A 22,977-nucleotide genomic window follows, 5' to 3' on the forward strand; every position below is an offset into this window, starting at 1 on the left:
TCGATTCGCTCGATCATGACGCCACTGTACCGGCCGGTGCCCCGTCAGGGACACCGGCCGGCCGACTCAGTGCTCTCTCAGACGGCTTTCAGGCCGTCCGGCGTCTCCTCGTGCCGGATCCCGCACTCGGGGCACGAGAGATCATCTGAGAGCCTCGCACCGCACGCGCACACCCAGCCCTTGACCACCGCGGGGTTGCCGGCGACGAACGCGTGCGCCGGCACCGACCGGGTCACCACCGCACCGGCCGCCGCGAACGCGTGCTCGCCGATCACCGTGCCGCACACCACGACCGCGCCGGCGCCGAGAGTCGCCCCACGACGCACGAGGGTCGTCTCCAGCGCGTCACCGGTCTTCTTGACGTGTGCGCGCGGGCGCAGGTCGTTGGTGAACAGCACGTTCGGGCCGAGGAACACGTCGTCCTCGCACGTCACGCCGTCGAACACGAGCGTGCCGTTCTTGACCGTCACGTTGTTGCCCAGCACGGCTCGCGACTCGACGAACGCGCCGTCGCAGATGTTGCAGTCACGGCCGATGCGGGCGCCTGGCAGGACGTGCGCGAACGCCCAGATGCGCGTGCCGTCGCCTACGTCGTCGGACTCGCACAGGCCGTGCGGGTGCACGCGGACGCCCGTCATCAGAGCGCCGCCTTCAGCGCCTCGACCACGCGGGCCTGCTGGGCCTCGGTGATCTCCGGGAAGAGCGGCAGCGACAGGATCTCCGCGGCCGAGGTCTCCGCGACCGGGAAGGACCCGGCCAGCCCGCTGAACGCGCCGGTCTTGTGCAGCGGCGTCGGGTAGTGGATGCCCGCGCCGATTCCGGCCTCGTGCAACGACTTCAACACGCGGTCGCGCTCGGCCACGCGCACGACGTACAGGTGCCACACGGGCAGGTTGCCGTCCAGCACCACGGGCGTCCGCACGCCATCAACGTCGGCGAGCATCTCGGTGTACCTCGAGGCGGCCGCGCGGCGGGCCTGGTTCCAGGACTCCAGGCGGCGCAGCTTCGCGGACAGCACGACGGCCTGCAGCGTGTCGAGGCGGCTGTTGAAGCCCAGCACCGGGTGCTCGTACTTGCGCGGCGAGCCGTGCTCGCGCAGCAGGCGGACCGACTCGTTGACGGCGTCCGACGTGGTCAGGACGGCACCGCCGTCGCCGTACGCGCCGAGGTTCTTGCCGGGGTAGAACGAGGTCGCGGCCGCGACGCCGAGACCGCCGACGGCCACGCCGTTGCGGCGGGCGCCCTGGGCCTGGGCGGCGTCCTCGACGACCGGCACCCCCAAAGGCAGCAGTTCGACCGGGGCGGCCTGGCCGTACAGGTGCACGGGCACGATCGCCTTGGTGCGCGAAGTGACCACAGAGGACACTTGAGAAGTGTCGATCAGCAGCGTGTCGTCCACGCAGTCCACGAGCACGGGTGTCGCGCCGCAGCGGGCGACGGCCTCGGCCGTGGCGATGAACGTGTTGGCGGGCAGCACGACCTCGTCGCCGTGGCCGACGCCCAGCGCGCGCAACGCCAGCTCGATGGCGTCGGTGCCGTTGCCGACGCCGATGACGTGCGGCACTTCCTGGTAGGCAGCGAATTCCGACTCGAACCGGGCGACCTGGGGGCCTCCGATGAAGGCCGTCGTCTTGAGCACCTCGGCCCAGCCGTCGGCGACCTCGTCGGCCACCTGCTCGTGCTGGGCACGCAGGTCCACCAGCGGAATCTCGATCACGCGCTCTCCCCACGCAACGGGCGGGCCGGTACGCCGGCCCACGTCTCTCCTGCCGGAACGTCCTGCAGGACAACGGCTCCCATGCCGATCACGGCACCGGCGCCGATCTTCAACCCCTCGCGCACCATGGCTCCCTGTCCCAGGTACGCGGCCTCCCCGACGTGCACGGAACCCGCGAGCGAGGCGCGGCCGGCGAACGTGACGCCGTCCGACACCTCGTCGTCGTGGGTGATCAGCACGTGCGGCATCGCCACCACGTGCCTGCCGAGAGAAAGCGGGGTCGTGATCACGACGCCCGCCAGTAGAACCGTTCCGGCGCCCAGAGAAGCGCCGGAGGTGACCGCCGCCGGGTGCACGACGGTCGCCCACCGCTCGTCCGGCAGGTCGAGCTCCCTGGCCACAGCCAGCCGGACCAGCGACCGCCGCGCGCTCGCGATGCAGAGCACGACGGCCGCGTCCGGGTGGTCGGCCAGGGTGTCGAGCCCACCCAGCACGGGCACCCCGTCGATCAGGGTGCCGTGCAGGGCGGTGGAGTCGTCGAGAGCCCCGATCGGGTCCCACTCCTCCGGGAGGAGGCGGACCGCCGCGAGGGTCTCGCGGGCGAGTCCACCTGCCCCGATGAACAGCAGTGGCCGTCCGGTCACCTGTGCATCACTGGAACACCACGTCCACCCAGTAGTTGCCACCGTTGTAGGTCGAGGTCGGGAAGCCCGACCCCGCCGTGAACACACCGGCGGACGGGGCGGCACCCAGCGGCGGTGAGGTCACCGTGCCGAAGTATCCCGCGTTGACCGCGTAGTGGCCCGTCGTCGTGGTGTACGAGGCGGTGTAGGTGGTGTTCGCCGTGATCGACACCGGCGAGCTGAAGGTCAGGGTCTGCCAGCCGGACTCGGTCTCGTTCGAGAACGTGCCGGTGGCGAGGCGCTGGCCGTCAGCGGACCAGAGCGAACCGGTGTGCGTGCCGGTGTTGCCCGCTCCCTTGTAGAACTTCACGCCGGTGATCTGCCCGTTCGTGCTCGACGTGAACTTCACGCCCAGCTCGTACGCGCCGTTGTCGTCGGCCGACGTGACCGAGGGAACCGTCGCCGCGCTGAACAGCGAGCACGGGCAGGTCTGCGTCGCCGTCGTCGTGAACGACCACGTGACCGGGTTGGCCATCATGTTGCCGAACGTGTCCGCGGCCTTGGCGGTCACCGAGTACACGGTGCTCGCCGCGAGCCTGGCCGCCGGCGTGAACGTGATCATCCGGCTGTCCTGCGAGAGCGACCGCGTGCCGGCGATCTTCGCGCCACCGGGGTCGGTGACGTCGAACTGCGCCGAGTTGAGGTCGACGGCCTCGTCGAACGACACGGTGATCGTGGTGTTCAGCGCCACGTCGGACGCACCGGTCAGCGGCGTGTGCGACTGCGCCACCGGAGCGGTGTTGTCCGCGTTGGGCTGGTAGACGACGTCGACCCAGTAGTTGCCCGAGCCGTACGTCATCGTCGGGAACCCGCTGCCCGGCATGAACACGCCGTTGGTCTCCTGCGGCGCCGACAGCGGACCGGAGTTGACCGGACCCGTCCCGAAGTACCCGGCGTTCACCGCGTAGTGCCCGGTGGTCGTCGTGTACGAGGCGGTGTAGGTCTGGCCCGCGCTGACGATCAGCGGCTGCGCGAACGTGAGCGTCTGCCAGCCCGTCGCGGTCTCACCCGTGAAGGTGCCCGTGGCGAGGCGCTGACCGCTCGCGTTCCAGACGCTGCCGGTATGCGTGCCGGTGTTGCCCGCGCCCTTGTAGAAGCGGACTCCGGTGATCTGGCCCGACTGGGTCGGGGTGAACCGGACACCGAGCTCGTACGCGCCCGAGTCGTCCGCGGACGTCTCGTCCGGCACCGTCGCCGTGCTGAAGAGCGAGCACGGGCAGGTCGCGGTCGTCGTGGTCGTGAAGTTCCACTCCGCGGCGTTCGGCATCGCGATGCCGTTGACGTCCGCGATGCCCACGTGCGCCTGGTACTGCGTGCCGGACACCAGCTTCGCGGACGGCGTCCAGGTGACCGTCTTCTGGTCACCCGACAGCGACACCGAGCCGGAGAGCTTGGCGCCCTTCGGGTCCTTCAGCCAGATCTGCGCCGACGCGGGGTCGACCGGCTCGCTGAACGTCGCCGTCAGCGCGCTCTGCAGGCCCACGTTCGTCGCGTTCACGGCCGGCGTGCGGTTCGTGATCGTCGGCGGCGTGGTGTCGCCGTTGAGCCCGTTGCGGTAGATGACGTCGACCCAGTAGTTCGTGGCGTTGTACGAGTTGTTCGGGAAACCGTTGCCGTACTTGTAGACGCCGTTGCCACCGTCCGCGCCGTTCTGCAGCGCGTGCAGCGACTGGTAGCTCGCCTCCTGGCCGTTGAAGTAGCCGGAGGTCACCGAGTACCGGCCGTTCGGTGCGTTGTACGACACGATGTACGTCGTGTTCGCCTGCACCTGGACCGGCGAGCTGAACATCAGCTTCTGCCAGCCGGACGTGGTCTCGCCGGTGAACGTGCCGGTCGCGAGCAGCAGACCCGTGGAGGTCCACAGCGAACCGGTGTGCGTGCCGGTGTTGCCGGTGCCCTTGTAGAAGCGGACGCCGAGCACCTCGCCCTTGCCGTCGAAGCGGACCTTCGTGCCGAGCTCGACCGCGCTCGTGTCACCGGAGTCGATCACCGCCGGTGCCGCGAAGTCGTCCCAGACGGTGCACGGGCAGGTCGCCGGGCGCGGCGAGCCTGTCGTGAACGTCCAGTTGGACTGCGCGGAGAGGTTTCCTGCCGCGTCCGCCGCCCTCATCGTGACGGTGTAGGACGTGGCCGCCGCCAGGGGTGCCGACGGCGTGAACGTGATCGTGCGGGCGTCGTTGGAGATCGACTTGGTGCCGGTGACCGCACCGCTCGGACCCGTCACGGTGACCTGGGCCGAGGCTAGGGTCACGTTCTCGTCGAACGTGCCGGACACCGCGGTGTTCAGCGCGACGGAACCGGCGTTGGACACCGGGGACATCGCGCTCTGGATCGGCGCGCGGGTGTCGGGACCGGGGTCCGTCGCCCACACCACGTCGACCCAGTAGTTGGTGTGGTCGAACGTCTGGTTCGGGAAGCCGGCGCCGAAGCGGAAGACGCCGTTCGGTCCGTCCACACCGGACTTCAGGCCGGTGATGGGTTCCATGTACGCCTGTTGCTGGAAGAACCCGCCGGAGTCGTACGCGAAGTGCCCGGTCGGCGTGTAGTAGGACACGATGTAGGTCGTGTTCCCGTTCACCGCGACGGGCTGCGGGAAGAGCAGCGTCTGCCAGCCGGTCGGGCTCTCGTTGGTGAACGTGCCCGTGGCGAGCAGGTCACCGTTGGCGGACCACAGGCTGCCGGTGTGCGTGCCGGTGTTGCCCGTGCCCTTGTAGAACTTCACGCCGCGGACGTAGCCGTTGCTCGCGGCCCGCCACTTGACGCCGAGCTCGAGCTGCGAGCTGTCGTTGGCGGCGGCGACCTTCGGGACCTCGGTGCCGGAGAACATGCCGCACGGGCAGGTCTTCGCGGTCACGTTCGGGGTCGCCGAGACAGGCGTGGACAGGTTCAGCGAGTCGTCGACCGCGCGGACCCTGATCTGCGCCGTGCCGGACTGCGACGGCGTGTAGGTGTAGCTCCACGACGTCTGACCGGCCTGCCAGTTGGCGTAGTGCCAGCGGGTTCCGCCGTCGGTCGAGACCTCGACACCCGCGACCTTGCCGGCGGCGTCGATCGCGGTGCCGCCGAAGGTGTAGGCCTGACCGACCACCGACTGCGCCGGCAACGTCGTGATCTGCACGCCCGGTGCCGTGTTGTCGTTGATCGCGCCGGAGATCGTCAGCTGATCGGCCGCCCACAGCTGGTAGGGCTGCACGCCCATGTCCGCGAGGAAGTTGACGGTCGCCTGCTTGATCCGCTTGTCCGACGTCGGGGTGTTGGTCGGGAACGCGTGCTCGTCGTCGACGCCCCACGCCCACTGGACCGTGCCCGCGCCGAACACCAGCGCTCCGGACGGCGCGCGGTAGTACGTGATCGCGTGCGTCTCGGTGCTGGAGCCGTACTCGTCGCCGTAGTTCTTCAGCGCGTAGTAGCCGTCGAGCTGGACCGTCGTGCGCGACATCTGCGCGACGCCCGCGGGCTGGAAGCCGTTGTCGTAGACGGTGTTCCACTCGTAGCCGAGCGTGCCCGGCTCGAACGTGTACGTGGTGCCCGCGGTCATGTTCTGCAGGTCGGTGTTGCGCCAGAGCCGCATCTTGCCGTACGCGGCCGGCACCTGCAGCGAGTCGTCCCGCCGGCCGTTGACCGTGAACATGTTGCCGAGCAACGCGTTCTCCGGTCTGCCGCCGTCCTGCGGCGGACTGTAGCGCGGGTCGCGCCACGTGCCGGTCCAGGTGTTCTCGCCGTCGTTTTGGGTGCCCTTGGTCTCCTTGTAGCAGACGATGGTGCGCCAGTCCGTCTGGGAGGAGTCGAGGCTCTTGTCGTACTTGGTCTTCCAGAAGATCTCGTTGCCGGTCAGGAACGCCATGTGCACGCCCGCGTCACGGGCGGCCATCACGTTGTTCCACTGCTCGTTCGACCAGTACTCGTCGTGGCCGACCGCCATGAACACCTTGTGGTTCTTGATCAGGTGCCCGCGGCGCGCGGAGTCGACGTCGGTCGTGTAGCTCATGTCGTACCCGTTGCGCTCCAGGAAGCGGAGCATCGGGTACTCGGCGTTGAAGATGAAGTTCTCGTCGCCGTCACCGCCGGTGTACGGGCGGTTGTAGCTGACCTTGTACGAGGAACCGCCCTGGCCGGGGCCGTCACCGAAGTAGAGGCTGTTGCCGCCGTAGCGGTTGTAGGCGACCCAGGTGGCGTCGGAGGTCTGGAAGAAGATCTTCGACTGGGAGCTGTCGTCGCGGACGACGAACGCCATCTCGTTCTCGGCACCGGTGTCGTTGCGCGTCATGCGCACGTAGTAGATGCCGGAGACCGCGGTGGACGGGATGTTCCAGGTGACGGAGACGGCCCAGTTGCCGCAGTCGATGAGCGCGCTCGCCGCTTCCCGCAGACATGGTGGCTGGTTCTGCGGTGTGTTGCGGTTGACCGTGCCCATGTACCGGGCGCCTTTGCCGCCGTACCAGCCCATCCGGTAGATGTCGAGCTTGTACGACGAGGCCGACGTCAGCATCTTGAAGCTGACGGTCTGACCGATGTTGTAGGAGATGTCCGTCGTGTACCCGAGGATCGAGTCGTCCCGGTACTGCGCCTGCCAGTTGTCGGCACCGGTCTGCGTGTTCTCGCACGCGACCTTGTTGGTGACCGGGAAGTCACACGGAGCGGCGTTGGCCTTGCCCGGGTTGAAGACGCCGAGCACGAACATCGTGGATGCGATTAATGCCGTGATCACAAGCACCCGCACGAGACGCGACTGCTGAGCCACCATTGGGTTTCACCTCTCGGACGGAGTTACCGTGTGTGATCCACGCACTACGCTGGACAGCACAGGGCTGCTACTCCGAACGTCGGCGAGCTGGTTAAAACTGTTACGTGTCAACACAAAAATGTTCCAGAGTCGGTTGAATATTTATCTTTCAACCACGCACGGTCAGCTGGGGTGTGTGCAGAGTTTCCGACAACGCTGACACGACGGTGTCCTGTTCGGACTCGGTCATGTCGTGGAAGAGCGGGAGGATCAGCGTCCTGGCCGTGAACGCCTCGGTCACCGGCAGCGGAGCGCTCGGGTGCCCGTGGTAGGCGGGTTCGAGGTGTGACGCCATGATTCCGCGCCGTGCGCTCACGCCGCGTTCGGCAAGACCCGCAAGGACTTCCTGGCGGTCGGCGCCCTCCGGCAGCCAGACCCAGAACGACTGGTAGTTGGTCGTCCCGTACTCGGGGTCGCGGACCGTGGTGATGTTCTGCCCCGCCAGCAACTCGTGGTAGCGCGCGGCCAACTCACGGCGACGGGTGATGATCGCGTCCAGTTTGGACAACTGCACCAGGCCGACGGCGGCCTGGATGTCGGTCATCCGGTAGTTGAACGCGGTCTCGAGGTACTGCTCGATGACGGCGCTGCCGCCGTGGTGGCGGTCGGCCGCCGAGACGCTCATGCCGTGCTCGCGCAGGCGCTTGAGCCGGACGGCCCACTCGGGGTCGTCGGTGGTGACCATGCCGCCCTCACCGGTGGTGAGGAGCTTGCGCGGGTGGAACGACCAGGCGGCCAGCAGCGCGTTCGTGCCGACCGGCTTGCCCCGGTAGGTGGAGCCGGCGGCGCAGGCCGCGTCCTCGATCACCGCGATGCCGCGCGGTTCGCACAGCGCCTTGAGGGCGTCGACGTCCGCGGGCACGCCGGCCTGGTGCACGACCATGACGGCGCGGGTGCGCTCGGTGAGCACCGGCTCCACTGTGGACGCGCTGAGGTTGCCCGTCTCCGCCTCGATGTCGGCGAAGACCGGGGTCGCGCCGGTGTAGCGCACGGCGTTGGCCGTGGCGATGAACGACAGCGACGGCACGACGACCTCGTCGCCGGGGCCGATGCCGAGCAGGTGCACGGCGAGGTGCAGGCCCGTGGTGCAGGACGACACGGCGACACCGTGCTGCGCGCCGACGGACGCGGCGAACGCCTCTTCGAACTCGCGGACTCGGGGGCCCTGCGCCACCCAGCCGGACCGGACGGCCTCGGCGGCGGCGAGTGCCTCTTCTTCACCGAGCAACGGCCGCATAACCGGGATCACTGGTACTGCCCTTCGCTGGCGGACGAACGTTCGTGGGGTGGAAAGGGTGCGGCGCGGTGCCTCGCGGACCTGGGGGTGTCCGCCGGCACCGCGCCGCGGCTTTGCGGTGCGCGGTCGCGGGCCGCGACCGCGGTCGGGCTGTCAGGCGTTCTGCTCGGCGGCGGCCTTCTCGGCCCGCCACCACGCGACGAGGTCGCGGAGTCCGCCGTCCATCTCGATCTCGGGCTTCCACCCGAGCTCGGTGGCCGCGAGGCTGATGTCGGCGAGCCGGCGCGTCACGCCGTTCACCTTGCGCTCGGGGCCGTGCTCCAGCGGCAGGTCGGAGTCCATCGCGGCGAGCAACGCGAGGGCGAGTTCCTTGAGCGAGGTCTCCTTCGAGGACGCGATGTTGTACACCGTGTCCGTGACCGGCGCCTTGGCCGCGAGGATGTTGGCGCGCGCGATGTCGTGCACGTGCACGAAGTCCATCGTCTGGGCGCCGTCGCCGAAGATGAGCGGCGACTTGCCGTCGACGATGCGCTCCATCCAGCGGATGAGCACCTCGGTGTACAGACCGTGCACGTCCATCCGCGGGCCGTACACGTTGAAGTAGCGCAGCGCCACGTAGTCGAGGTCGTACATCGCCTTGAAGCTGCGCAGCATGCCTTCGTTGAACGCCTTCGCGGCGCCGTAGAAGGTGTCGTTGTTGTACGGGTGGTGCCGTTCGTTCGTGGGGAACGACTCCGCGAGCCCGTAGACCGACGCCGACGACGACGCGATGACCTTCTTCACGCCGGCGGCCGCGGCGGCCTCGAGGATCGTGAACGTGCCGTCGACCAGGCACTCCAGCGCGAGCCGCGGTTCCTCGGCGCACTGGGTGATGCGGATGGCGGCGAGGTGGAAGACGAGGTCCATGCCCTCGGTCAGCTCGCGCACCAGGGCCTTGTCGTTGATGTCGCCCTCGACGACGCGGACGACACCGGACTCCAGGGCGGACGCCAGGTTCTCGCGGCGGCCGCGCACGAAGTTGTCCAGCACGACGACCTCGGCCGCGCCGGCCTCGACGAGCTGGTCCACCACCGAGGAGCCGATCGTGCCCGCGCCACCGGTGACGAGAGCGCGCTGCCCGGTGATCGGCTGAGCCAGACCTTGTTCGGCCGACATCAAGAAACCCTGCCTTCGACTTGTTGAACGGGAACGAAGACCCCGCCGGAGCGCAGCGACTCCGACGCCGCCTCCAGCACCGCCAGCACGCGCAGACCCGCGCGGCCGTCGGTCAGCGGAGCGCGCTTCTCGGTGATGGACGCGGCGAACTCCGCCATCATCGACCGCAACGCCTCGCGTTCCACCAACGCCGGCGCGACCATGTCGCCGGTGCGGTAGGAGATCTTCTGCTGCTCCGGGGAGAGGTCGACACCCCGGTCGTAGATGGACAGTCGCTGCGCGGGGTTGTTGTCGTCCCACACGACCGTGCGCTGCGAACCGCCGATGACCATCGTGCGGATCTTCGTGGGCGACAGCCAGTTCACGTGCACGTGCGTGATCGCGCCGTTGGACAGCCGCACCGTGAGGTGGCCGACGCACGCGACGCCCGCGCCGATCGGGTCCGAGCCGTGCGCGGAGACCTCCACGGGGTGGACGTCGTCCGGCAGGATCGCCTCGAAGATCGACAGGTCGTGCGGCGCGAGGTCCCACAGCACGTCGACGTCCGGCTGCACCAGCCCGAGGTTGATGCGGACCGAGTCGATGTACTGGATGTCGCCGAGGTCGCCGGCGCGGATGATCTTGCGCAGGTGCTGCACCGACGACGTGTACGCGAAGGTGTGGTCCAGCATCAGCGTGAGGCCGCGCTGCTCCGCGGTCTCGACGAGCTTGAGGCCGTCCTCGAAGTTGGCCGCGAGCGGCTTCTCGACGAGGACGTGCTTGCCGGCCTCCAGCGCCGCCAGTGCGACGGGCAGGTGGGTGGCGGCGGGGGTCGCGATGGCGACCGCGTGGACGTCGGGGTCGGCGAGGACCTCGTCCAGGGACGCGGTGGCGCGGACCGTGGAGTACTGCCCCAGCACGCGCTGGGCCTTCTCCACGTCGAGGTCGCACAGGTGGCGCAGGTGCAGCGCCGGGGTGGCCTGGGCGTTGCGAACGAGGTTCGGCCCCCAGTACCCGGCACCGATGACGGCGAGGCCGATCGGGCTGTCCGTCATGCCGCCGTCCCTTCAGAGCCCTGGCCTCCGATGCCAGTGCGCGTGTGCAAGTCAGAGTTCTCCATCAGTAGGCCCCCTGGCCGCCGAAGACGGCGCGGAAGGTCTTCCACATGATCACGAGGTCGAGTGCGAGCGACCAGTCCTCGACGTAGCGCAGGTCGAGGCGCACCGACTCCTCCCACGAGAGATCGCTGCGGCCGCTCACCTGCCAGAGGCCGGTCAGGCCGGGCTTCACCAGGAGGCGGCGCCGCACGTCCGAGGAGTACTTCGCGGTCTCCTCCGGCAGCGGCGGGCGCGGACCGACGAGCGACATGCTGCCCGCGAGGACGTTGAACAGCTGGGGCAGCTCGTCGATCGAGTACCGGCGCAGGAACGTGCCGACCTTGGTGATGCGCGGGTCCTTCTTCATCTTGAACAGCACGCCGTTGCCTTCGTCGACGGCGGCGAGCTTGGCGCGCAACGCGTCGGCGTTGGTCACCATGGTGCGGAACTTGATGATCGTGAACGGCACACCGGTCCTGCCGACCCGCTTCTGGCGGTAGAACACGGGTCCCCGGCTGTCGATCATCACGAACGCGGCGACGGCGAACATGAGCGGCGCCAGCAGGACGAGGAGGACGAACGCTCCCACGCGGTCGACGACTTCCTTGACCAGACGGCGGAACCCGCTCAGTGCCGGTTCGCTCACGCGGAGCAGCGGCATGCCGAGCACGGCGCTCATGTGCAGTCGCGGGCCGGCGACCTCCATGAGTCCGGGCGACACGACCATTTCGGCACCGGTGCCCTCGAGTGCCCACGCGAGCTGCTGGAGACGGCGAGGTGTCCAGTAGGCGTCGGGCGTGACGGCGACGATGCGGTACCCACCGCGGCGGACGTGCTCGGCGAGCTCGCGCAGCTGGCCGACGACGGGCACGCCGTCGACCTCCGTGCCGGAGCGGCCGCGGCCGTCGATCGTGCAGATCGCGTCCACGCGCCAGCCCAGGTGGGCGACACGCTTGGTGCGGTGGATGAGGTCCTCGACCGTGTCCAGGTTGCCGGCGGCGAGGACGGAGAGCAGGAAGCGCCCTTCACTGCGGCCGCGGTGCAGGGGGCGGCGCAGGAGGTAGCGCATGGGGAAGGCGACCAGGGCGATCGCGGGGACGACGACGAAGATCCACAGGCGGGCGCCGGGGATGTCGACGGCGAGCGCTCCGAGACCGAGCGCCACGACGGCACCGAACAAACCCCGGCCGAGTCTTCGGAACTCCTCGGCCCCCTGACCCAGGACGGTGGGGGTCCACACGCGGTTGATGGCGAGCGAACCGACGACGAGGACTACTGTGAGTATGTCCAGCAATGCAAGGGAAAGCGGGCCGAAGGCCGTGTGACGGATGCTCATGACCGCGCCGACGGCGATGACGACCAGGGCAACGGTCAGCACATCGGCGGTGATCACGGCATAGCGGTAGCGGCTTTCCCAACGCGCTACGGGCGGATGGGTCTGTCTGCGTTCCGACAGCGTGTTGAGCGTGGAGCGCAACCCGTCGACGTCACGGGTAGCGCGGACCTGCTCACTCATCGTTCTGATCTCCCCGGCTCAGCGGCGATTCCGGACGTGCACGTGCACAGGTCACCCCGAGGACCTTGATTCTTGGACTCCGCGATCTTCGTCAACGCCGTCGAACTGGATCGGCAGCCGAAGCTCGCAACCGGTGATTCGCGCGTACCGGGATCGGCGTTACAGACCCTGGAAAAAAGTTTCCCGAAGTCCGAATACCGGACGTGACGCGCGTCTCACCACCTGGAAACCAAAGCGACGTAACGCGTTTCCAGATGTCCACAAGGGACATAATGGATACGTATGTCGCGAGGTAATCGTTCAGAAGAGGCCTTCAGGCCCTAGTCTGATCGACTGTGTTTGTGCATGCTCTTACCGCTGAACGGAGTAATGCGCTACGGCCGAACGGAAACGCGTGCTTCGTCACCGTTGACGACAACCACGTCGCCGTGCCTCAGCTGGGCGCCGCGCCGCAGCTCCACAGAGCCGTTGACGTGGACTTCTCCGTCCTCGATGAGCTCTTTCGCGTGCCCGCCGTCCTCGGCGAGCTGCGCCAGCTTGAGGAACTGCCCTAGCCTGATCGGCTCTTCGGAGATCTCGACCGTCCGCATGAGCCACATCATCCCAGTAGGGCGCACCCCACCGCTTGCTCGGGGGCCGTCCCCAGCGCGTTCGAGTGAAACCGTTGACAGCCTTACGACTATGAAAACTTCGAGGGGGTACGCCGCCTGGTTGGCGGTGTCGGGATTCGTCTGCGTCGCGATAACGATCTTCGCGGCGAGCGCGTACGTCACGCTGGACATGGAGCAGTCGCGGCCGCCGTTGCACGGACCGGCGCACTACGGGTTGCTCGTCGCGCACATCTTCACCGGAACGGTCGCCGTCCTGGCGGGTGTCTCGCAGTTCTGGCCGGGCCTGCGGGCACGTCACCCGAAGGTGCACCGCGTGATGGGCCGCGTCTACTTCGCGGCCGTCTTCCCGTCGTCGGTGCTCGGCGTCGTGTGCGCGCAGCTCTCCCTGGCCGGCCTGGCGTCGTCCGCGCCGCTGACCGTGCTGTCCGTGCTCTGGTTCGCGAGCGCGGTGTACGGCCAGAAAACGGCGAGGCGGCGCCAGTTCGGCGAACACCGCATCTGGATGATCCGCGGTTTCGCACTCACCGGCGCCGCCATCACGGGTCGCCTCTGGGGCCTGGCACTCGGCGCTGTGGTGTCTCCCAGCAGTGATGCCGAGGGGCTGCTGGTCTTCGCCACCGCCAACTGGCTGTCGTTCGTGGTGAACCTGCTGGTGGCCGAGTGGTGGGTCCAGTCGCGGGGTTACACCCGGACCTTGCCCTCCGTGGCGCTCAGGCCCAGCATCTCCAGCAGGTCGGCGCAGTCGAGCGCGTCCGTGGCGTGACAGGCCACGGTGCGTGCCGCCTTGCTGTTCTGAATCGAGCTGTGCTCCTTTTCCAGAGCCTTGGCCTCGGCGAAGGTGCCGGTTTCGGGCTCGGCGATCGCGGGACGCGCCCAAGTCATGTCGTGCCTGCTTCCGCATCGGGGGATGTGGTCATCATGACAAGCGGGTGGCGGAAACACCAGAACTTGTGCTTACCGTAATCGATCACCCACGCAGCGTGCTAACCGTGGGAGCGCTTTCTTCCAATGATCTTCCGCCCATTGTTGCCGGTTTTCGGCTTCACCGGCCGTATCTGAGGACAGACTCCACTTCGGTCACAAATGCAACCAGCCGTTCGTCGTCCACGTCGTCCGGCGTGGGACCGTCCACCGCGAGCCGTTGCAGCGCAACGGAAGTGGTGGCGCTCTCCCGCGCCAGGCGGCGGAACCCGAACGTCGCCTCGTAGAGCGACATCGCGGTGCCCAGCGCGGCCAGAGCCGTTGCCACGAAACCCCACATGGCCCTGCGCGGGCCGTCCGCCATGCCGATCGCGGCGGCGGCAGCGGCGGCGATGAACAGGGCCGCGGCGAGCGCGACCGTCCACGTGCGAGCGCGGGAGTAGCGCTTGCGGGCGCGTTCGAAGTGGTCGAGCCGGTCCTGGAAGCGGTGGCGCAGATAGGCTTCCACGAACTGGGCCTGGCGCTGCTGCTTGTCGCTCATGTCCTGACCACCTCGTGCTTGCGGTTGCTGACCGCGGCCTCCAGGTCCGCCACCTTGTCCTGGCGCTCCTCCTCCGTCGCGGGCGCGACCGAGGCGAGATGCGCGAAGTACAAGGCGCGCAGTCGTTCCGCGCGCGACCGGGCCGTCAGGTACTTGTCGAGCGACTCGCGCTTGCGCGCCACGATCGTGATGGCCGCGGCGAACGCGCCGCCCGCCACGACGAGCACACCGGGCCAGGGCGTGTCCTTCAGCCACGTCTGCAGCCCCGCGAACACCGTCGTCGTCAGGCCGCCCGCGATCGCGAGCACGGCCGTGAGCCGGTAGCGGTTCTGCTCGACCTCGGCCTCGGCGTCGAGCTCCTGGAACGCCGGTGCGACAACCTGGTTCGCGTCGTGGATGGCGTCGGCGAGCGCCGGGTACGCGACCACGAAGCCGGGGTCGACGAGCGGTCGCGCCTCCGGTGCGCGGTACCGGACCTTGGGCAGGATCCTCGGCGGCCGGACGGGCGTCTCCTTGCCCAGCAACCGTTCCAGGGCGGTGGCGGCCTTGCCGGCGCCCTCGTCCACGTGGACGATGAAGATCTTGCCGCTGCGCACGAGCACCGCCAGGTCGCCCTTGAGGTCCCCGGTCGCGATGCGGTCCGCGAGACCGCCGGTGCCGGCGAGCACCAGCAGCGGGTTGTCACCGCTGAGGTGGTCGACGACCTCCTGCTCGTTCTCGCCGCCGACGACGAGGGCGACGACGGGCTTCTTGTGGCGCACGGCGTCGATCGTGCGGAACAGCACCGGGGTCGCGTCCGTCCACTCCGAACCGGGGACGATGACGGCGACGCTGTGGTTGGGTTCCAGCGGGACCTGACCGTTGGTGGAGGTCTCGGTGAGGTCGTGCACCTTGCTGCTCGGTGCCACCCCGACCACGACGGGCCACTGCTGTTCGCACGCCTGCAAAGCCATGCCCAGCAAGTGGACTACGCCTCGGTCCGTGCCTTCGGTGACGAACACGGCGCTGTTGCGCGCCGCGGTCACCACCACGGATCTGAGCACCGGCAACAACTTCGCGGCGAGATCCGTCTCGATGTCTTGGGTGGAGCCGAAGACCGAGATCACCGTGCGGCCTCGGGGCAAGCCGAGGGCCTTGGGTTTGATGTCGGCGTCCGGCTGGGACAGCCGTTTGACTGTCGGGCCGCCTGCTGTGGGCATGCCGGGCACCATAACGCCGTGATCGACCTCTGGCCAGGGCCGTTCAGACCCGTCTCAGGACGCCCACACCCCGCCGACCAGCAGTTCCAGGTCGCTCAGGTCGTCGATCACGATCTGGGCTCCGGCCGAGCGGAGGTCGTGCCGCGAGCTGCGGCCGGTGGCGACGGCGACCAGCCGCACCCCGGCCTTCGCGGCCGCGCGCACGTCGTGCGGGGTGTCGCCGATGACGACGACCTCGTCGGAGGCGAACGACCGGATGTGCCGGGCGCGCTCGCGGGCCACGTCCACCAGGTCCGCGCGGTCCACGTGGTCGTCGCCGAACGCGCTGACGTCCCAGTCGACGAGGTGGGCCAGGCCGAACTCCTCCAGCTTGACGAGCGCCACGCTGGCGAGGTTCGCGGTCAGCACGGCCTGGTGCACGCGCGGGTCGTGCGCGAAGTGCTCGAGGGCGGCGAGCGCGCCCGGCAGCACCTCCCCGTGACCGGGCAGCTCGGCCCGCCGCGCCTCGAACGAGTCGCCGAGCGCGTCGCTCAGCAGCCGGCGAGCCTCCTCCGTGGTCTCGATGTCGTGCCGGCGCAGGACCTCCTCGATGACGTCCCGCTCGGTGCGGCCGCCGAGGTCGACCGGACCCCGCAACTCCCGGCCGAACGCCGTGCGGAACGCCTCGGCGTACATCCGCCCGCCGAACCCCCGCGCCGAGATCAGCGTGTTGTCGATGTCCCACAGCACCAGCAGCTCAGGCCCGGTCACCGGACCACCCCCCACTCCCCGTAAAATGCCTGATCATGACCTCGATCGACCCCGCAGAGCTGGAAGTCTGCCTGCGCGTGCTTGCCCAGGTCGAGGACCTGCCGGCGGAACACGACGACGCCGTGCGCGTCCGCCGGGCCACCGCGAAGATCTTCAAGGCCGCGAAGAAGTTCCGGAAGTCCGAGCGCAAGGCCGCCGTGCTGGCCAACGACCGCGCCGTCACCGCGCTGACCGCCACCGGGTCGCCCGACCGCATCGACGACGAGACGCAGGGCCTCCCCCTGGTGTCCACCGCCACCGGTGCCACCGCCGGGACGTTGCTGCGCGCGCGGTCCTGCTACACGTGCCGCAAGAGGTTCGTCGAGGTGGACGCGTTCTACCACAACCTCTGCCCGGACTGCGCCGCGTTCAACCACGGCAAGCGCGACGCCCGCACCGACCTGACCGGCCGCAACGCGCTGCTGACCGGTGGCCGCGCCAAGATCGGCATGTACATCGCGCTGCGCCTGCTGCGGGACGGCGCGCACACCACGATCACCACCCGGTTCCCGAAGGACGCGGCCCGCCGCTTCGCGTCGATGCCGGACGCCGAGGACTGGATCGACCGGCTGAAGATCGTCGGCATCGACCTGCGCGACCCCGCCCAGGTGCTCGCCCTCGCCGACGACGTGGCCTCGCGCGGTCCGCTCGACGTGCTGATCAACAACGCCGCGCAGACCGTGCGCCGCTCCGCCGGTGCCTACGCGCCGCTCGCCCACGCCGAGCACGCCGAGCTGACCGGTGACGCCCGGCGTCCGGAGCTGATCTCGTTCGGCGGGCACGGTCAGCTGGCCCTGCCCGGCACCGCCGTGCCGGAGGCGCACTCCGTCACCACTCTGGCGTTGATGGCGGGTTCGAAGGACATCGACGCGGGCGGCCTGGTGCCGGACACCGCGGCCACCAACTCGTGGATCCAGAACGTCGACGAGGTCGACCCGGTCGAGCTGCTGGAAGTGCAGCTGTGCAACTCGACCGCGCCGTTCCTGCTGATCTCGCGGCTGCGCGCGTCCATGGCGAAGTCGTCGTACCGCCGCAAGTACGTGGTGAACGTGTCGGCGATGGAGGGCCAGTTCTCCCGCGCCTACAAGGGTTCCGGGCACCCGCACACGAACATGGCCAAGGCCGCGCTGAACATGCTGACGCGCACCAGCGCCGAGGAGATGCTGCAGGCCGACGGCATCCTGATGACCGCCGTCGACACGGGCTGGATCACCGACGAGCGGCCGCACCCGCTCAAGCTGCGGCTGGCCGAGGAGGGCTTCCACGCCCCGTTGGACCTGGTCGACGGCGCGGCGCGGGTGTACGACCCGATCGTGCGCGGCGAGGCCGGCGAGGACCTGTACGGCTGCTTCCTCAAGGACTACGCGCCGTCTCCCTGGTAGAGCGTTGGAGTGACTTTCGTCGGATACACGCGTCCGAGATACCTGTCGGACGCGTCCGAACGAGGCCTTCCACCAGGTGTTATGCGTAGTTGAACACCTGTTCGAGTACTCATTTGTCATGAGAACTGTGTGGCGGGGAGCACTTCGGTTCGGGATGAGCACGATGACGGTGCGGCTGGTGTCGGCGTCCACCGAGCACCGCAGCAAGGTGCACCTGGTGCACCGCGAGGACAGCGGCCGCGTCCGGCACCAGCAGGTGTGCGGCGAGTGCTCGCTGAGGCTGACGCCGGAGGACATCGGCCGGGGCTACGAGCTCGACGACGGGCGGATCGTGCAGATCGACCCGGGAGACCTGCCTGCGCCCGAGGACGGCGTGATCGACGTGCAGCAGTTCGCGCCGCAGGTCGACGTCGACCCGGTCGCGTTGCACCGCAGCTACTACGTGGAGCCGGACGACCTGTCCGTGCGGTCCTACGTGCTGCTGCGGGAGACGCTGGAGCGCACCAAGACGGCGGCGATCGTGAAGTTCGGCCTGCGGGGCAAGGAGACGCTGGCCGCGCTGCGTCCGCAGCAGGGGGTGCTGGTGCTGCACACGCTGCTGTGGCCGGACGAGGTGCGGGAGCCGCACTTCGCGTTCCTGCACCGCGACACCGAGGTGCGCACCGGTGAGCTGGCGGCCGCGGCGGCGCTGGTGCGGGCGCAGACCCGTCCGTTCCGGCCGCACGACTACCCGAACACGCACCACGAGGCGTTGCTGCACCTCGTGGAGGCGAACGTCTAGGCAGTGCGGGCACGCGAGCCGCGCGTCGGGGATGAACGCGGGTCGCGCGCCCGTTCTGTCGGTGGGGCTGGTTAGCATCCCGTTCCATGCTCGTCAGCCCCGCCGATCTCGTCGACCTGCTCGAGTGCGAGCACCGCAGCTTCCTGGCGCGGGACGAGAGACGAGGTGACCCGGCGGAGCTCGTGGCGGCCGCCGACCGCACCGCCGCCGAGATGCGGTCGGGTGCGGACCTGGTCGAGAACGCCGTGTTCTTCGACGGCGAGTTCCACTGCTCGGCCCGGACGCTCGTGCGCACGCCTCGCGGGTACGAACCGTGCGACGAGGCGTCCGAGGTGACGCCGATCGCGGTGTTGTCGCTGGTCGCGGCGGCGCAGGCGGTGGGGTCCGAGCGTGCGCACCTGGTCGTGGACGGGCGGCGGACGTCGTTCCGGATCGCCGACTTCCTGCCGCTGGCCGGACGGCTGCGGGCGCGGCTCGCGCACCCCGGTCCCCCGCCGGCCCGGTCGTGGGGCGACGTGCGGGCGGCGTGCGTCGGGTGCCGGTTCGCGCGGCACTGCGCGTCGGGACGGGAAGAGGCGCGGGACCTGTCGCTGGTGGCCGGGTTGCGGGCCGATCAGCGGCGGAAGCTGGTCTCCGCGGGCATCGACACGATCGACGCGCTCGCGGAGATGTCGGAGCGGCCGGCGACGCTGTCGCCCGCGTCGTTCACGGCGCTGACCGCGCAGGCGCGGTTGCAGGTGGAGCAGGAACGCACGGGCGTGACCACGTACGAGGTCGTGGCGCCCGAGGCGTTGGCGAACCTGCCGGAGCCCGCCGAGGACGACGTGTTCCTGGAGGTCGACGGCGACACGTTCCGGACTCCGGGGTGGTCCGGCACCTTCGCGGAGTTCGTCGCGCGGACGCCGTCCGGCACGGTCTACCACTTCACGCCGCACGACCTGGCCGGGCGTGCCGCTCGGTCGGCGACGCTGGAGTCCGAAGTGGACGAACTGGTGCGGCGGTGCGTCGACCTGGGTGCGTTGACGCGACGGGTGTTGCGGGTGTCCACAAGGGAGTACACGCTGCCCGCGCTGAAGCCTTTGCTGGACGACGAGGTCCCGACGCGAGGGCTGCGGGACCTGTTGCACCGCGTCAAGCTCGAACGGGAGATCGAGACGGCGGCGCCCGTCGAACGCGACGAGGCGGCGTTGGAGAAGGCGGCCGAGCGGGCGCGGCGGATGGCGGCGCTGACCGAACCGTTGGTGGCGGAGGGCCACGACCTGTTCGCGGCGACCGTCGGCTACCACCGGCGCGAGGCAAGTCCGGCGTGGGGCGACTTCTTCCGGCAGGCGCTGGCGCCGATCTCCGACCTGGAGACGGACTCGAACTGCGCGGTGCCGATCACGGTGCGCGCCGAGGACTGGGTGCCGCCCGCCGGTCGCGTCCGCACGCACAAGCGGCAGGTGCACGCGCGGATCGACCCCGAGCGCCCGCACCCGTTCGGCTCCGGCGAGCAGGTCCGGTTGTTGTACCCCGGCAACGTGACGCGCAACGCCCTGGTGTCCGACGACAACCCGTACGAGCTGGTGCTGACCGAGAGCAACGCGGTGGAGCACGGCGACATGCCGATCGCCGTGCTTCCGGGCAGCCCCGTGCCCGCGTCGCCGAAGGACGAGGCCGTCGCGGAACTGGCCGAGCAGGCGGTCGGCCTGCTGCCGCTGCTCCCCCGCAACCCCGGCATCGACCTGTTGCTGCGCACGCCGCCCGCGCAACCGCTGCCGCAGCACGACGACGTGGTGCAGGCCGTGATCAAGGCCGTCGACCAGCTCGACGGCGGGACGCTCGCGGTGCAGGGTCCGCCCGGCGCCGGCAAGACGTACCTCGCGACGAAGCTCGTGCGGCACCTGATCGACCAGGGCAAGACGGTCGCGGTGACGTCGACGTCGCACAAGGCCGTGGAGAACGTGCTGTCGTCGGTCGACCCGGACATCCCGATGGCCAAGCGCTCCAAGGAGAAGAAGCCGGAGGAGGGCCTGCCGTGGGACCAGCCGAAGGACAACGGCGCGCTCGCCCGCTGGCGTGAGGAGCACCCGCAGGGCCACCTGGTCGGAGGCACGGCGTGGACGTTCTCCAACGCCGTGATCAAGGCGCAGCCGTTCGACGTGATGATCATCGACGAGGCGGGCCAGTTCGCCCTGGCCGACGCGGTGGCGGTGGCGACGGCGGCGCGCAACCTCGTGCTGCTGGGCGATCCGCAGCAGCTGCCGCAGGTCGTGCAGGGCGTGCACCCACCCGGTTCGGACGCCTCGGCGCTGGGCCACCTGCTGGGCGACGCGGACGTCATTCCGCCGCACCTGGGCTACTTCCTCGCCGAGACGCGGCGAATGCACCCGGCGGTGTGCCGGCCCGTGTCCGAACTGTCCTACGCCGGACTGCTCCATTCGCACGAAAGCGCTGCCCTGCGGTCGATCTCCGGGATTGAGCCCGGCATCTACCTGCGCGAGGTCGACCACCGGCACAACATCACGTCGTCGGTCGAGGAGGCCGACGCGGTGGTGGACACGGTGCGCGCGATCGTCGGTCGAGAGTGGACGGACAACGGCAAAACGCGCGAACTGACCGATGCGGACATCCTGGTGGTGGCGCCGTACAACCTGCAGGTGCGGGTGATCCGGCGGCGACTGGCCGAGGCCGGGTTCGAGGGCACGCGGGTGGGCACCGTGGACCGCTTCCAAGGCCAGGAGGCACCGGCGGTCATCATGTCCATGACGTCGTCGTCCACCGTGGATCTGCCGCGTGGCCTGGACTTTCTTCTGTCACGCAACAGGTTGAACGTGGCGTTGTCGCGGGCGCAGGTGCTCGCCGTGATGATCTGCTCGCCCCGTTTGCTGGACGCGGACGTGCGCGGAGTGGAGCAGATGCGGTTGGTCGCGGGCACGATCGGGCTAACAGAAAACATGAGGATCTACCCGTGGTGACACCGTAGCGTTGTCATACGGTGACCTTTCGAGTGCTCTGAGTTGTTAGCGTGACGCGGTTCACCCGGTCGGGTGATTCAGATCATGAATGTTTGCTCGACCCGCCACGCATCAATGCAGAGCAGGAGAGATTCGTTGGCAAGGAGAGTTCTCGGCGCGATAGCGGTGACCGCAACCGCAGCGCTGGCCACGCTGGCGCTGACGGGCACGGCGCAGGCGCACACCCCCACCCTGAACAAGGGGTGTGACACCAAGTCCGGCAAGTCCTGGTTCACCGTGGCCCTCAAGGACTACGGCAACCAGAAGGACAACGTTGTCGAGGTCTGGGTCGACGGCGAGGCGAAGCCGAAGATCACCTTCAAGGGCAAGCTCGACGAGAAGCGGTACGAGGCTGACGGCAGCGTCAAGCACACGTACCGGGTCAAGGTCACCGCGTACGACGACCCGAACTTCCAGAAGAACTGGAGCTTCGACGCGTCCCGTGAGACGGAGGCGTGCGTGAAGACGCCGCCGACCACGACGACGAAGCCCACGACGACGACCACGACTCCGGCCACCACGGCCCCGGAGGTGCCCTCGTCCTCCGAGGCCCCGCCGTCGACGACCCCGGCCGCTCCCGGCGGCAGCGCTCCGGAACCGCCGCTCGCGGCGACCGGTGCGTCCCCGACGTGGCTGCTGCTCTCGGGTCTGGGTCTGGTGGGCGCCGGTGCCGGCACCCTGCTGTTCCTGCGCCGCCGTCGCAGCGCGTGATGTGATTTCCCAGGCGGGGCGGTCCACTTCGGACCGCCCCGTTGCGCTTGCTAGAGGTCCAGGGCGGTGGCCGGGCCGTGGCCCTCGCGGATGAACCACTCGGTGCCGAACGCGTGCGCGAACGTCGGTTCGTCCAGCGACAGGAAGAACGACTGCTCGCCGATCTGCGAGGCGTGCGCGCGCATCGCGGCTCGCTTGACCTCCAGGTACTTCTGGACGTCCACGCCCACGTTGATCCGGGACTCGGGGACCGCGTCCTCGCCCAGGGGTGGCGGCTCGTCGATGTCCGCCATCCGGAACGCCTCGCGGAAGTGCGACTCGCGCACCATGGCCTGGTAGACGGCCGGGGTGCCGGCGATCTCCGCCGCCCGCACGCCCACGCGGTGGACCTGGATGTGGTCCGGGTGGCCGTAGCCGCCGTAGCTGTCGTACGTGGTGAGGACCTTCGCGTCCTCGTCCTTGAGGATCGCGGCCAGTTTCTGGGCGGCCTCCTCGACGTCCGCCGTCCAGAACGAGCCGGGGGCGGTGTTGAGCTCGTCGCCCATCATTCCCGAGTCGCGGTAGCCCAGGAACTCCACACGTGCCGCGCCCAGCAGGTCGGCGGCGGCGTGGGTCTCGACGACTCGGCGTTGCCAGAGTTCCTCGTTCTCGTCGAGGAAGTCGGGGATCTCGCCTGCCTCGCCTCGGGTTGCCACTACCAGCACGACTCGGTGGCCCTCTTCGAACGCCTTCCGCATCACGCCGCCCGTGACGATGCACTCGTCGTCGGGGTGGGCGTGGAACGTCACCAGTGTCGCCATGGTTCTGACGTTACCCGTGGGGTGGGGGTGTTACGCCTGGTGTGCGTGGGGGTGCGGCGCGCGGGTGGGCTGGTGCCTG

The 22,977-nt window shown here is 69.2% G+C and carries 19 protein-coding genes; 6 read left to right on the forward strand and 13 right to left on the reverse strand.

From position 1 onward, the window contains the following. Nucleotides 1-77 precede the first annotated feature (77 nt). From ABZX02_RS05375 to ABZX02_RS05410, 8 genes are all read right to left on the reverse strand, one after another. A complete protein-coding gene (locus ABZX02_RS05375) occupies nt 78-638 on the reverse strand; it encodes an acyltransferase (RefSeq protein WP_355295065.1) in 561 nt (186 codons plus the stop codon). Beyond that, a complete protein-coding gene (locus ABZX02_RS05380) occupies nt 638-1,717 on the reverse strand; it encodes a DegT/DnrJ/EryC1/StrS family aminotransferase (RefSeq protein WP_355295067.1) in 1,080 nt (359 codons plus the stop codon). The genes ABZX02_RS05375 and ABZX02_RS05380 overlap by 1 nt, the downstream gene beginning before the upstream one ends. Beyond that, nucleotides 1,714-2,361: an acetyltransferase gene (locus ABZX02_RS05385; protein ID WP_355295069.1), complete on the reverse strand. Its 648-nt coding sequence runs from the start codon at nt 2,359-2,361 to the stop codon at nt 1,714-1,716. The genes ABZX02_RS05380 and ABZX02_RS05385 overlap by 4 nt, the downstream gene beginning before the upstream one ends. Before the next feature lie 7 nt (nt 2,362-2,368). Further along, nucleotides 2,369-7,144, reverse strand: coding sequence for a DUF4082 domain-containing protein (locus ABZX02_RS05390; protein WP_355295071.1), 4,776 nt, complete (start codon nt 7,142-7,144; stop codon nt 2,369-2,371). A 148-nt stretch (nt 7,145-7,292) separates the two neighbouring features. Further along, a complete protein-coding gene (locus ABZX02_RS05395) occupies nt 7,293-8,432 on the reverse strand; it encodes a DegT/DnrJ/EryC1/StrS family aminotransferase (protein ID WP_355295073.1) in 1,140 nt (379 codons plus the stop codon). 141 nt (nt 8,433-8,573) lie between these two features. Next, the gene (locus ABZX02_RS05400) at nt 8,574-9,575 is read right to left on the reverse strand and encodes an NAD-dependent epimerase/dehydratase family protein (protein WP_355295075.1); all 1,002 of its coding nucleotides are present in this window, start codon (nt 9,573-9,575) and stop codon (nt 8,574-8,576) included. Next, complete coding sequence (locus ABZX02_RS05405) at nt 9,575-10,609, reverse strand: Gfo/Idh/MocA family oxidoreductase (protein WP_355295077.1); 1,035 nt, start codon at nt 10,607-10,609, stop codon at nt 9,575-9,577. The genes ABZX02_RS05400 and ABZX02_RS05405 overlap by 1 nt, the downstream gene beginning before the upstream one ends. 64 nt (nt 10,610-10,673) lie before the next feature. Continuing rightward, entirely contained in the window at nt 10,674-12,167 is a 1,494-nt protein-coding gene (locus ABZX02_RS05410) for a sugar transferase (RefSeq protein WP_355295079.1), read from the reverse strand. Nucleotides 12,168-12,239: 72 nt separating this feature from the next. Between ABZX02_RS05410 and ABZX02_RS05415 the strand changes: the two genes are divergently transcribed. Next, nucleotides 12,240-12,374 carry a hypothetical protein gene (locus tag ABZX02_RS05415; protein ID WP_355295081.1) on the forward strand — a complete coding sequence of 45 codons (135 nt, stop codon included), beginning with the start codon at nt 12,240-12,242 and terminating at the stop codon, nt 12,372-12,374. Nucleotides 12,375-12,541: 167 nt separating this feature from the next. Here ABZX02_RS05415 and ABZX02_RS05420 read toward each other — a convergent pair whose 3' ends face one another. Beyond that, nucleotides 12,542-12,757: an RNA-binding S4 domain-containing protein gene (locus ABZX02_RS05420; RefSeq protein WP_355295083.1), complete on the reverse strand. Its 216-nt coding sequence runs from the start codon at nt 12,755-12,757 to the stop codon at nt 12,542-12,544. Between the two features lie 91 nt (nt 12,758-12,848). On the opposite strand from ABZX02_RS05420, the gene ABZX02_RS05425 reads away from it, so the two are divergent. After that, nucleotides 12,849-13,541: a DUF2306 domain-containing protein gene (locus tag ABZX02_RS05425; protein WP_355295085.1), complete on the forward strand. Its 693-nt coding sequence runs from the start codon at nt 12,849-12,851 to the stop codon at nt 13,539-13,541. A gap of 279 nt (nt 13,542-13,820) precedes the next feature. On the opposite strand, the gene ABZX02_RS05430 is transcribed toward ABZX02_RS05425, so the two are convergent. Genes ABZX02_RS05430 through ABZX02_RS05440 form a run of 3 tightly spaced genes read right to left on the reverse strand, consistent with a single transcriptional unit; the run spans nt 13,821 to nt 16,189 of the window. Next, nucleotides 13,821-14,240: an SLATT domain-containing protein gene (locus ABZX02_RS05430; RefSeq protein WP_355295087.1), complete on the reverse strand. Its 420-nt coding sequence runs from the start codon at nt 14,238-14,240 to the stop codon at nt 13,821-13,823. Continuing rightward, nucleotides 14,237-15,439: a DUF4231 domain-containing protein gene (locus tag ABZX02_RS05435; protein ID WP_355295088.1), complete on the reverse strand. Its 1,203-nt coding sequence runs from the start codon at nt 15,437-15,439 to the stop codon at nt 14,237-14,239. Before ABZX02_RS05435 ends, ABZX02_RS05430 begins: the two co-directional genes overlap by 4 nt. Nucleotides 15,440-15,493: 54 nt before the next feature. Continuing rightward, nucleotides 15,494-16,189, reverse strand: a complete 696-nt coding sequence (locus ABZX02_RS05440) for a haloacid dehalogenase-like hydrolase (RefSeq protein ID WP_355295090.1) — start codon at nt 16,187-16,189, stop codon at nt 15,494-15,496. A 35-nt stretch (nt 16,190-16,224) separates the two neighbouring features. Between ABZX02_RS05440 and ABZX02_RS05445 the strand changes: the two genes are divergently transcribed. The 4 genes from ABZX02_RS05445 to ABZX02_RS05460 all read left to right on the forward strand — a co-directional run bounded on the left by ABZX02_RS05445 (nt 16,225) and on the right by ABZX02_RS05460 (nt 22,098). Then, a complete protein-coding gene (locus ABZX02_RS05445) occupies nt 16,225-17,610 on the forward strand; it encodes an SDR family NAD(P)-dependent oxidoreductase (protein WP_355295092.1) in 1,386 nt (461 codons plus the stop codon). Between the two features lie 154 nt (nt 17,611-17,764). Beyond that, nucleotides 17,765-18,391, forward strand: coding sequence for a Ku protein (locus ABZX02_RS05450; RefSeq protein WP_355295094.1), 627 nt, complete (start codon nt 17,765-17,767; stop codon nt 18,389-18,391). Nucleotides 18,392-18,477: 86 nt separating this feature from the next. Next, nucleotides 18,478-21,348, forward strand: coding sequence for an AAA domain-containing protein (locus ABZX02_RS05455; protein WP_355295096.1), 2,871 nt, complete (start codon nt 18,478-18,480; stop codon nt 21,346-21,348). 165 nt (nt 21,349-21,513) lie between these two features. Beyond that, nucleotides 21,514-22,098 (forward strand): LPXTG cell wall anchor domain-containing protein, encoded by a 585-nt coding sequence (locus ABZX02_RS05460; RefSeq protein WP_355295097.1) that lies wholly within the window; start codon nt 21,514-21,516, stop codon nt 22,096-22,098. A 50-nt stretch (nt 22,099-22,148) separates the two neighbouring features. Here ABZX02_RS05460 and ABZX02_RS05465 read toward each other — a convergent pair whose 3' ends face one another. After that, the gene (locus ABZX02_RS05465; RefSeq protein WP_355295099.1) at nt 22,149-22,898 is read right to left on the reverse strand and encodes a PIG-L family deacetylase; all 750 of its coding nucleotides are present in this window, start codon (nt 22,896-22,898) and stop codon (nt 22,149-22,151) included. Nucleotides 22,899-22,977: the final 79 nt, after the last annotated feature.

This window comes from Lentzea sp. NPDC003310 (assembly GCF_040610935.1).
In the GTDB taxonomy this organism is placed as follows: domain Bacteria; phylum Actinomycetota; class Actinomycetes; order Mycobacteriales; family Pseudonocardiaceae; genus Lentzea.